At 70.1% G+C, this 11,270-nt stretch carries 8 protein-coding genes and 1 pseudogene; 8 read left to right on the top strand and 1 reads right to left on the bottom strand.

The genetic code is table 11. The annotated features are described in order from the left end of the window. Positions 1–1,195, bottom strand: a pseudogene (locus GWI24_RS31440) (MFS transporter); the annotation flags it as partial. Between the two features lie 103 nt (positions 1,196–1,298). On the opposite strand from GWI24_RS31440, the gene GWI24_RS31435 reads away from it, so the two are divergent. The 8 genes from GWI24_RS31435 to GWI24_RS31400 all read left to right on the top strand — a co-directional run bounded on the left by GWI24_RS31435 (position 1,299) and on the right by GWI24_RS31400 (position 11,245). Then, entirely contained in the window at positions 1,299–2,276 is a 978-nt protein-coding gene (locus GWI24_RS31435) for a helix-turn-helix transcriptional regulator (protein WP_210949372.1), read from the top strand. A 205-nt stretch (positions 2,277–2,481) separates the two neighbouring features. After that, entirely contained in the window at positions 2,482–3,645 is a 1,164-nt protein-coding gene (locus tag GWI24_RS31430) for a mandelate racemase/muconate lactonizing enzyme family protein (RefSeq protein ID WP_210949370.1), read from the top strand. Between the two features lie 151 nt (positions 3,646–3,796). Further along, positions 3,797–4,828: a zinc-binding dehydrogenase gene (locus GWI24_RS31425; RefSeq protein ID WP_210949368.1), complete on the top strand. Its 1,032-nt coding sequence runs from the start codon at positions 3,797–3,799 to the stop codon at positions 4,826–4,828. A 229-nt stretch (positions 4,829–5,057) separates the two neighbouring features. Next, positions 5,058–6,047, top strand: coding sequence for a hypothetical protein (locus GWI24_RS31420; RefSeq protein ID WP_210949367.1), 990 nt, complete (start codon positions 5,058–5,060; stop codon positions 6,045–6,047). Positions 6,048–6,080: 33 nt separating this feature from the next. Continuing rightward, positions 6,081–7,190 carry a multiple monosaccharide ABC transporter substrate-binding protein gene (gene chvE / locus GWI24_RS31415; RefSeq protein WP_210949365.1) on the top strand — a complete coding sequence of 370 codons (1,110 nt, stop codon included), beginning with the start codon at positions 6,081–6,083 and terminating at the stop codon, positions 7,188–7,190. Between the two features lie 14 nt (positions 7,191–7,204). Next, a complete protein-coding gene (mmsA, locus tag GWI24_RS31410; protein WP_210949363.1) occupies positions 7,205–8,767 on the top strand; it encodes a multiple monosaccharide ABC transporter ATP-binding protein in 1,563 nt (520 codons plus the stop codon). Then, on the top strand, positions 8,764–9,996 hold the full coding sequence (gene mmsB, locus GWI24_RS31405; RefSeq protein ID WP_210949361.1) for a multiple monosaccharide ABC transporter permease: 1,233 nt from the start codon (positions 8,764–8,766) through the stop codon (positions 9,994–9,996). Before mmsA ends, mmsB begins: the two co-directional genes overlap by 4 nt. A gap of 43 nt (positions 9,997–10,039) precedes the next feature. After that, positions 10,040–11,245 carry an aldose epimerase family protein gene (locus tag GWI24_RS31400; protein ID WP_210949359.1) on the top strand — a complete coding sequence of 402 codons (1,206 nt, stop codon included), beginning with the start codon at positions 10,040–10,042 and terminating at the stop codon, positions 11,243–11,245. Positions 11,246–11,270 lie beyond the last annotated feature (25 nt).

The raw sequence follows: 11,270 nt of genomic DNA, 5'->3' as shown, positions 1-11,270 counted from the left end.
CCCCTCCGACGCGGCCACGTGAGGCCGACGTGCCCCGGGATCGCCCCGCAGCCCCGGGGCCAGGGCCAGGGTGACGGCCACGGAGACCGCCGCCAGCGTGGCCATCGCCACGGCCGGTGAGGAGGGCTGGGCCAGCGCGCCCGCGAGAGCGGCGGACACGCCCTGCATGGTGAGCATGCCGGAGGAGTGCAGGCCCAGGGCCTGGCCGCTCATCCCGTCCGGTGTCAGGGCCATCAGCCGCTGCTGGAGCGGCAGCGTGGCCGAGAAGCCGATCGAGGCGAGGGCGACGGCGGCCAGCGCGAGCGGCAGCGGCGGGTGCAGGGCGAAGACCAGATACGGCCCGGCGAGCAGCAGCCGCAGGGGCGCCGCGAGCCGCTCCCGCCGGTGCGGCGGCAGCAGCCGTCCGGTGAGGAGGTCCCCCATCAGCATGCCGAGGGAGCCGACGGCGAAGAGCAGCCCGGCGTGCCGGGGCGCGTAGGGCACGAAGAGGGACTCACAGCCGACGATCAGCCCGTTGGGCACCCAGAGCGCGTAGTAGACATGGCGGCGGGGGGGCGGAGGACCACAGCCGCGCGTTGACCCGCCAGGTCTCGGCGATCGAGGGCCGCCCTTCGGCCCGCGCCGGACGCCCGCTCAGGCCGAACCGGGCGGTGGCTCCGGCCAGCACATACAGCGCGGCGGCGGTGAGCAGGGTGCCGCGCGCCGACAGGGCGGTCACGAGGAGGCCACCGGCCGCGTATCCGCCGATCTGCATGGTGCCGCCCGACATGTTGAGCACCGAACGGCCCAGCGGATAGCCGTCCTTGGGCAGGATCTCGGTGAGCAGCCCGTAGCGGACGGCGCCGCCGAGGGAGGCCGCCGCGCCCAGCCCGAACACGATGGCGAGGACGGCCGCCACGGGCAGCCCGGGGAGGGCCAACGCGGCGGTCCCCAGGGCGAAGAGCGCCGACAGCCCGGACAGCGCGGCGCGCGGCGGCAGCCGGTCGGCCGCCGACAGCAGCGCCAGCGCGCCCGCCACCTGGGCGAGCGAGGGGCCGAACATGCTGAGCGCGGAGAGCAGCGGTGAGCCGGTCGCGGCGTAGACCAGGGTGCCGAGGGCGAGGCCGCTCGCCGTCGAGGCGGCCACCTGTGTGGCGGAGACCAGGAACAGCGGGGTGAACTCCGGGACCCGGAACACTTCCGAAAAGGTGCGCATGGCCTTCAGACTCGGGAGTCGCCGCGCGTCGGCGTTAATGTTTCGCACGGACGCGAAACGACGCGAAACGACGCGCGACCACGGGGTGGCGGCGGGGGGCCGGATGGGGCTGTGGCTGGTGGACGCGGATACGCTCGCGGGCGGCCGGTTCGTCCTCTCCGCCCTGGCCGAGACCACCGCGGCCCTGATCACCCTGGAGCGGGTGAGCGCCGCGCACCCGGGCGAGCGAGCCTGGCTCGAGGCCCATCTGCCCGCCTACCGGGCGCGGTTGGCCGACGACCCGGTGACCGCGCTGCTCGTCCGGGCGGCCCTGGGCCGGACCTGGCTCGCGGACTTCCTCACCCAGGCGCCGCCCGGCGAGGGCGAGCCGTCCTTCGAGGAGGAGCTGGCCCGGATCCGTACGACGGCCTCCGCCGCCGCCCGCTCCGACCTCACGGTCTCCCTGGGCCGCTCCCCGCTCCCGCCCGCGCTGCGCCGCGACGATCTGCCGGGGCTCCTCGCGGAACTGCTGGAGTGGGTGTGGACGGAAGCCGTACGGCCCACTTGGCCGCGCCGCCGCCGGATCATCGAGGCCGATGTGGTGGCGCGCACCGGGCAGGTGAGCCAGGGCGGCTGGGCGGCCGTCCTGGACGGCATGCGCCCGGGGATGCGATGGCTGGGCGGCAGCCGGCTGCAGATCAACGCCCACGACAACCCGCCCCGCGCGGTCCACGGCGCCCAGCTGCTCTTCGTCCCCGTCACCCCCGTCACCGGATGGGTCTCCTGGGACGCGCCGCACCGCTACGCCGTGATCTATCCCTGCGCCGGTGCCCTCGCCGCGCCCGACCCGCGACCGGCCGCCGACCCCCTCGCCCGCCTGCTCGGCCCGGCCCGCGCGAGCGTCCTGCTCCTCCTCGACACCCCGAAGAGCACCACCCACCTGGTGGCCCTGACCGGCCAGACCCTGGGCTCGATCGGCCGCCATCTGCGCGTCCTGCGCGAGGCCCATCTGGTCCGCAGGCGCCGGGCGGGGCGATCGGTTCTGTACGACCGGACGACGGCGGGCGAGGTCCTGGTGAAGGCGCAGCGCGGCGGCGGGTAGTGCGGGCGTCGCAACGAACATCCCGATAGCCATGTTGTCCTGCGAGATGATCGGTCATGATGGTTCTTGATCGGTCATGATGGGTTGTCACGTTCGAACGTCATTCGACGCACAACCATTGACACCCCTGACGGGCGCTTACTACCGTCACGTCAAGATTTCGAACGTGTGACGAAATATCGAACATCGCGAAGGGTCGATTGCTGTGCGCATCACCGGTATCAGTACGCATGTCGTCGGCACCCCCTGGCGCAATCTCACCTATGTGCAGGTCCATACGGACGAGGGGATCACCGGCGTCGGCGAGACCCGCATGCTCGGGCGGACCGATGCGCTGCTGGGCTATCTGCGCGAGGCCGAGACCAATCACCTCGCCGGGTCGGACCCGTTCGCGGTGGAGGACCTGGTCCGGCGGATGAAGTACGGCGACTACGGCCGGGCGGGCGAGATCGTGATGTCCGGCATCGCCTGTGTGGAGATGGCCTGCTGGGACATCAAGGGCAAGGCGCTCGGGGTGCCCGTCTGGCAGCTGCTCGGCGGAAAGGTGACGGACCGGGTCAAGGCGTACGCCAACGGCTGGTACACCGTGGAGCGCACGCCCGAGGCGTTCCACAAGGCGGCCTCCACGGTGGTCGAGCGCGGCTACCGGGCGCTGAAGCTGGACCCGTTCGGCACCGGCCACTTCGAGCTGGACCACGCCGAGACCCTGCACTCGCTCTCCCTCGTGGAGGCCGTACGGGACGCGATCGGCCCGGAGACCGAGCTGCTGGTGGAGATGCACGGGCGGTTCAGCCCGGCGACCGCCGTAAGGATCGCGGGCGAGCTGGAGCGGTTCCACCCGTCATGGCTGGAGGAGCCGGTGCCGCCGGAGAATCTCAAGGCGCTCGCGAAGGTCGCGGAGAAGACGCGGCTGCCGATCGCCACGGGCGAGCGCATCCACGACCGGATCGAGTTCCGTGAGCTCTTCGAGTCGCAGGCCACCGACATCATCCAGCCCGACGTCGGCCACATCGGCGGCATCGGCGAGGCGCGCAAGCTGGCCGCCACGGCCGAGACCCACTATGTGCTGATCGCCCCGCACAACGTGGGCGGCTCGGTGCTGACCGCCGCGTCGCTGCAGCTCGCGGGCTGCACCCCGAACTTCAAGATCCTTGAGCACTTCAACGACTTCGCCGACGCGGAGATCAAGAAGGTGGTCAAGGGCGCCCCGCAGGTCGTGGACGGCTACTTCCAGCTCTCCCACGAGCCCGGTCTCGGCGTGGAGCTGGACACCGACGCGGCGGCCGAATTCCCCCAGCAGCAGGCCCGCTTCGACCTATGGGCCGAGGGCTGGGAGAAGCGCAATCCCTCCGGGGGGCGAGGCGAATGAGCGCCGTGGAACGTCGCGCCGTCGTCGAGATACGGCCGCCCGTCGCCGCGGCCGCCCGGCTTCGTCCAGTCGGCACGCGCCTCGCTCAGGGGCCGAAGGGCCGACGTCCGAACGGGCTCGAGACGCACGGTGCCGAGGGGAGCCGATGCATATGAGCCGCACGGAAGACGTCCTGGTACTCGACAAGCCCGGCAGCCACCGGCTGGAGAGCCGGGCGATCGCCGAACCCGGCCCCGGTGACGCACGGGTGCGGGTGCACGCCTCCGGGATCTGCGGCAGCGACCGCGAGCTGTACCAGGGCAACCGGCCCGAGGGGTACGTCCGCTACCCGGTCATCCCCGGCCATGAGTGGTCCGGGACGGTCGAGGCGGTCGGCGCGGGCGTCCCGGAGGCGCTCCTCGGCCGCAAGGTCGTCGGCGAGGGATTCCGCAACTGCCAGGTGTGCGACCGCTGTCACGCCGGGGACACCACCTTGTGCACGGCCGGGTACGAGGAGACCGGCTTCACCCAGCCCGGGGCGATGGCCGACACCCTGGCCCTGCCGGCCCGGCTGCTGCACCCGCTGTCCGACGGCGCCGACCTGGGCGCGGCCGCGCTGCTTGAGCCCGCCGCCTGCATCGCCGCCGCCGCGCTCAAGGCCCGGGCCCAGCCCGGTGAGCGGGTCGCGGTGGTCGGCACCGGCACGCTCGGCATGATCGCCGTGCAGTTCCTCGCCGCCGTCTCCCCCGCGCGGCTGCTGGTGGTGGGCACCCGCCCGGACCGGGAGCAGCTGTCGCTGTCCTTCGGCGGCACCGAGTTCCGCACCCGGGACCAGCTGTCCGACCAGCTCTCGGGCTATGACGTGGTGATCGAGACCGCCGGATCGGCCTCCGCCGCCCGTACCTCCGCCTCCCTGCTGCGCCGGGGCGGCCGGCTGGTGCTCACCGGCATCCCGGCGGCGGGCGCGGAGGGTCTTGACCCCACCGATCTGGTGGTCCGCCAGATCGAGGTGCAGACCGTCTTCGGGGCCCCGCCCGCCGCCTGGTCGCACACCGTACGGGTCTTCGACGCGGGGCTGCTGAGCCTGCGGCCGCTGATCACCCATGAGCTGCCGCTGACCGACTTCGCCTCCGCGATCGAGCTGGTCGGCAGCGGCGATCCGGCCGTCGGCAAGGTGCTGCTGCGCCCGCAGGGCCTCGACTAGCGCATGGGTGAGACCTCGCTGTGCCAAAGCTCGCCGTGCCAAACCTCGCCGTGTCAAGCCTCCCGCTCCCGGCTCCAGTCGTCCCACCAGCCTTTCGGGCCCGACTCCAGTCGTCCCACCAGTCCTCCGGACCGTCTCTAGTCATCACCCCAGCCCCACCCGGACAACGATGTCCTGGGCAGCACCAGCCGGACGCCGAACCACCGGCCATCACTCCACAGGGAGCACCGTGACCGCCGCCTCACCCGCCTCTTCCGGCCCCCGCCGCCCCGCCGACGCGGCCCTCGCGTCGCTCGGCCACGCCACGCCCGCCCCCGACCCCGCCGACGCCTCCGCGCACACCTTCCCCGACGGCGGCACCTGGCGCACCGAGATCCCCTCCGTCGAGGGCCCGGAGGCACTGGCCACCGTGTTCAAGGAGGCCGGGCGGCTGGATGTGCCGATCCACCGGATCAGCCAGGGCAGCGGCGTCTGGATGCTCACCGATGCCGAGATCACCGAGATGGTGGAGTCCTGCGCCGAACGGAACGCCGAGCTGTGCCTGTTCACCGGCCCCCGCGGCACCTGGGACATCGGCGCCGCCACCCGCTCCGACTCCGGCGGCGGGGGGCTGCGCGCCCGTGGCCATGACGCGGTGGCCGGTTGTGTGGAGGACGCGCTGCGCGCGGTCTCGCTGGGCGTGAAGTGTCTGCTGGTGGCCGACGAGGGCGTGCTGTGGCTGCTGAACCAGTTGCGGGCGCGCGGCGAGCTGCCGGCGGACACCACCTTCAAGCTGTCCGCGCTGGTCGGCCCGGTCAACCCGGCCTCGTTCGCGGTGTACGAGCAGCTCGGGGCCGACTCCATCAACATCCCGTCGGACCTGACGCTGGAGCACCTCACCGAGATCCGCCGGGTCTCCCGCGCCCCGATGGACTTCTATGTCGAGGCCCCGGACGACCTCGGCGGCTATGTGCGGCTCTATGACGCGGCGGAGCTGATCCGGCGCGGTGCCCCCATCTATCTGAAGTTCGGGCTCAGCAAATCCCCGGGGATCTACCCGTACGGCGCCCAGCTGCGCGACGTGGCGCTGGCCGGCGCCCGTGAGCGGGTGCGCCGTGGGCGGCTCGTGCTCGACCTGCTCACCCGGCTGGGCGCGGACGGCGGAATGTCCCCGCTCGGCTCCCGGCTGCCGGGTCCGCTGCGGCGTTTCACCGCCGACGCGGACCTCCCCAGTTCCTGAAGCAACGACGCCCCAGGGAAGGACCCCAACACCATGCGCACGGTAAGAGGAGCACGAGCCGCGGCGATAGGCGCCGGCCTCCTCGCGCTCTCGCTGACCGCCACGGCCTGTGGCCAGGAAGCGGTCGGCGGCAGCCGGTACAAGAGCAAGGAAAAGGGAGGCACGATCGGCATCGCGATGCCGACGAAGTCCTCCGAGCGGTGGATCGCCGACGGCCGGAACATGGCCAAGCAGTTCCAGGCCGCGGGCTACAAGACGGACCTGCAGTACGGCGAGGACGACGTCCGCACCCAGGTGTCCCAGGTCGAGAACATGATCACCAAGGGCCATCGGCTGCTGGTGATCGCGCCGATCAACGGCGGGGCCCTCTCCGACGTCCTGAAGCAGGCCCATGAGGCCAACATCCCGGTGATCTCCTACGACCGGCTGCTCCTGGGCACCAAGAACGTCGACTACTACGCGACCTTCGACAACGAGAAGGTGGGCAGGCTCCAGGGCCAGTACATCGCCGACAAGCTGGGGCTGTCCAAGGGCCGCAAGGGCCCGTTCTCCATCGAGCTGTTCGCCGGGTCCTCGGACGACAACAACACCAAGTACTTCTTCAACGGCGCGATGAGCGTGCTGAAGCCGTACATGGACAAGGGCGAGCTGGTCGTCCGCTCCAAGCAGACCAGCCTCAACCAGCTCTACACCGAGAAGTGGAGCGGCAGCGCCGCCCAGGACCGCATGGAGGACCTGCTCAACAAGGCGTACAGCAGCCGCGATGTCGACGCAGTGCTGTCGCCGTACGACGGCATGTCCATCGGCATCCTCTCGGCGCTCAAGGGCGTCGGCTACGGCACCAAGTCCAAGCCGTACCCGGTGGTGACCGGGCAGGACGCCGAGCTCGCCTCCGTGAAGTCCATCATCCGGGGCCAGCAGCGGCAGACGATCTACAAGGACACCCGCAAGCTGGCGAAGGCCACCGTGGCGATGGCGAAGGCGGAGCTGACGGGCGGCAAGCCCCCGGTCAGCGACACCAAGTCGTACGACAACGGTGAAAAGGTCGTGCCGACCTTCCTGCTCAACCCGGTCAGCGTCGACAAGTCCAACACCCAGGTGCTGGTCGACCAGGGTTACTACACCGCGTCGCAGCTGAAGTAGGGCGGTACCGGGTTATGAGCACCATTCTCGAATTGCGTTCCATCACCAAGACGTTCCCCGGTGTCAAGGCGCTCTCCAACGTCAATCTCCGTGTCCGCCAGGGCGAGATCCACGCCCTCTGCGGGGAGAACGGCGCGGGAAAGTCCACCCTGATGAAGGTGGTCAGCGGGGTCCATCCGCACGGCAGCTACGAGGGCGAGATCCTCTTCGACGGCGAGGCGTGCGCCTTCAAGGACATCCGCGCGAGCGAGCAGCGCGGCATCGTCATCATCCATCAGGAACTGGCGCTGATCCCCTATCTGTCCATCGCCGAGAACATCTTCCTCGGCAATGAGCACTCCCGGCGCGGCCTGATCAGCTGGAACGAAACCCTCAGACACGCCACCGCGCTGCTCAAGCGGGTCGGTCTGACGGATTCGCCGCAGACCCGCGTCACCGATATCGGCGTGGGCAAACAGCAGCTGGTGGAAATCGCCAAGGCGCTCTCCAAGGAGGTGAAGCTGCTCATCCTGGACGAGCCGACCGCGGCGCTCAACGACGAGGACAGCGGAAAGCTCCTGGATCTGCTGCTGGAATTCAAGGCGCAGGGCATTTCCTGCATCCTGATCTCCCACAAGCTCAATGAGATCCGCCGGGTCGCCGACTCCGTCACCATCCTGCGCGACGGCCAGACCATCGAAACTCTGACCGTCCGGGAGACTCCCGAGGCCGACGCCGAGATCTCCGAGGACCGCATCATCCGCGGCATGGTCGGCCGCGACCTCGACCACCGCTTCCCCGACCGCACCCCGTACGAGGGCGAGGACGCCTCCGAGGTGGCCCTGGCCGTCGAGGACTGGACCGTCCACCACCCCATCGACCAGCAGCGCAAGGTCGTGGACGGGGTGTCGCTGAACGTACGGCGCGGGGAGATCGTCGGCATCGCCGGGCTGATGGGCGCGGGCCGCACCGAGCTCGCCATGAGCGTCTTCGGGCGTGCGTACGGGCGCTATACGGGCGGCCGGGTGTTCCGGGACGGCCAGGAGGTCCGTACCCGCACCGTGCCCGAGGCGATCGACCACGGCATCGCGTATGTCACCGAGGACCGCAAGACTTACGGCCTCAACCTCGAGGACACCATCAGCCGCAATGTCTCGCTCTCCTCGCTGACCAAGGTGGCGCGCCGCGGCGTGGTCAACGAGCACGAGGAGTCACGGGTCGCCGAGCGGTTCCGCACCACCATGAACATCAAGGCGCCCACGGTCTTCGAGCGGGTCGGCCGGCTCAGCGGCGGCAACCAGCAGAAGGTCGTCCTCAGCAAGTGGATCTTCGCGGGTCCCGAAGTGCTCATCCTCGACGAGCCCACCCGTGGCATCGACGTCGGGGCCAAGTACGAGATCTACACGGTCATCAACGATCTGGCGGCCCAGGGCAAGGCCGTCATCTTCATCTCCTCCGAGCTGGGCGAGCTGCTGGGGATGTGCGACCGGATCTACACGATGGCGGCCGGGCGGCTGACCGGGGAGGTTCCCCGGGCCGAGGCGACGCAGGAAGTTCTGATGCGCCACATGACGAGGGACAGAGGAGACGAAGGATGAGCACGGCCACCCAGAAGACCGAGAGCCCGGCCCCACCGCCGGCCGAGGGCCCGCCCAGCGTCGGGACGCTGCTGCTGCAGGGTCTGCGGGCCAATATGCGGCAGTACGGAATGCTGGTCGCGCTCGCCCTGATCATCGTCATCTTCCAGATCTGGTCGGACGACATCCTGCTGCGGCCGCTGAACGTCACCAACCTGGTGCAGCAGAACGGCTATATCCTCATCCTCGCGATCGGCATGATGATCGTGATCATCGCGGGGCATATCGATCTGTCGGTCGGCTCACTGGTCGCCTTCATCGGCGCGGCCGCCGGCGTCATGATGATCAAACACGATATGCCGTGGGGCCTCGCGGTCGTCCTCTGTCTGCTGCTCGGCGCGGTGGCCGGGGCCTGGCAGGGCTTTTGGATCGCCTACATAGGCATTCCGTCCTTCATCGTCACCCTGGCCGGAATGCTGGCCTTCCGCGGCGGCACCCAGATCCTGCTGGACGGTCAGTCCCTGTCGCCGTTCCCCGACGGCTTCGAGAAGATGAGCACCGGCTTCATCCCGGAGATGGGCCCGTACACCCAGTACCACAACCCCACGATGGTGATCGGCCTCGTCGTCTGCGCCGCCGCCGTCTGGCAGGAGTGGCGCGCCCGGCAGCAGCGGACGGCCTATGAGCTGGACGTGGTGCCGCTGGGGCTGTTCTTCGTCAAGTGCGCCGCGATCGTGGCCGCGGTGATGGCGTTCACCATGACGCTGTCCAGCTGGCACGGGGCGCCGTACGGACTGCTGATCCTGGCCGTGCTCTTCGTCCTGTTCAGCTTTGTGATGCGCAACACCGTGGTGGGGCGGCATGTGTACGCCCTCGGCGGCAACCAGCCGGCGGCCAAGCTGTCGGGTGTCCGGGACAAGCGCGTCACCTTCCTGGTCTTCGTCAACATGGGTGTGCTGGCCGCCCTCGCCGGTCTGGTCTTCGCCGCCCGGCTGGGCTCCGCCACCCCCAGTGCGGGCCTCAACTTCGAGCTCGAGGCCATCGCCGCCGCGTTCATCGGCGGCGCCTCGGCCAGCGGCGGTGTGGGCACGGTGCTCGGCGCGATCATCGGTGGTCTGGTGCTCGGCGTGCTCAACAACGGTATGTCGCTGGTCGGCATCGGTACCGACTACCAGCAGGTGATCAAGGGTCTGGTGCTGCTGGCCGCGGTCGGCTTCGATGTCTGGAACAAGCGCAAGGTCGGGTCGTAACCCATCAGCTGTCCCTCATGGATCTAGCCTTTTGGAGCCGCATATGACCACGAGCAGACGCACAGTGATCACGGCGGCGGCGGCCGGACTGGCGGCCTCGGCCGCCACGACCGGCACCGCCCACGGAGCCGGCGGAGGAGGAGCGGTGGGCCAGGAGAGCGCCGTGGGCGGAGGGGACTCCGCGGGCAAGGGAGGCGCGGTGAAGGAGCACTTCGGCACGCTCGCGGACGGCACGCGGGTCGACCGCTGGACGATCGAGAACGCCCGCACCCGGCTGCGCGTGCTCAGCTACGGCGGCATCGTGCAGGCCCTGGAGATCCCCGACCGCCACGGCCGCCGCGCCAATGTGTCGCTCGGCTTCGACGACCTGGACTCCTATGTGACGGACAGCCCGTACTTCGGCGCGCTCATCGGCCGCTACGGCAACCGCATCGCACGCGGCACCTTCACACTGGACGGCAAGAAGTACCAGCTGCCGATCAACGACGGGCCGAACAGCCTGCACGGCGGCGACAAGGGCTTCGACAAGCACGTCTGGTCCGTGGAGCCGTTCCGCAAGGGCGCGGACGTGGGACTCACCCTGCGCCGGGTGAGCCCCGACGGCGAGATGGGCTACCCCGGCACGCTCACCGTGCGCGTGGACTACACGCTCACGGCGGCGGGCGACTTCCGCATCGACTACGAGGCCACGACCGACAAGGCGACGGTCGTGAACCTCACCAATCACACGTACTACAACCTGGCCGGGGAGGGCAGCGGCTCCATCTACGACCACCGGCTGGAGATCGCCGCCAGCCGCTACACCCCGGTCGACAAGACCCTCATCCCCACCGGCGAGCTCGCCCGGGTGGCCGGGACCCCGTTCGACTTCCGCCGCGCCAAGGAGATCGGCCGGGACATCCGGGAGGCGCACCAGCAGGTGCTCTACGGGCAAGGGATCGACCACAACTTCGTGCTGGACAAGGGCATCACCAGCCGTCCGGAGCACTTCCTGACGGTGACCGAGCCGGAGTCCGGCCGGGTGATGCGGATCGCCACGACCGAGCCCGGTGTGCAGTTCTACACCGGCAACTTCCTGACCGGCACGTTCGCGGGCACGTCGGGGCGGGTCTACCGGCAGGGCGACGCCTTCGCCCTGGAGACCCAGCACTTCCCGGACTCGCCGAACCAGCCGTCGTTCCCCTCGACGGTGCTGCGGCCGGGGCAGACATACCGGTCGACGACGGTGCACTCGTTCTCCACGCGCTGAGCGGCTCCGCCGCGCGCGGCCCTGT

The organism is Streptomyces sp. MK37H (assembly GCF_018035285.1).
Taxonomy (GTDB): Bacteria; Actinomycetota; Actinomycetes; order Streptomycetales; family Streptomycetaceae; genus Streptomyces; species Streptomyces endocoffeicus.
This window is presented reverse-complemented; position numbering and strand designations above follow the sequence as displayed.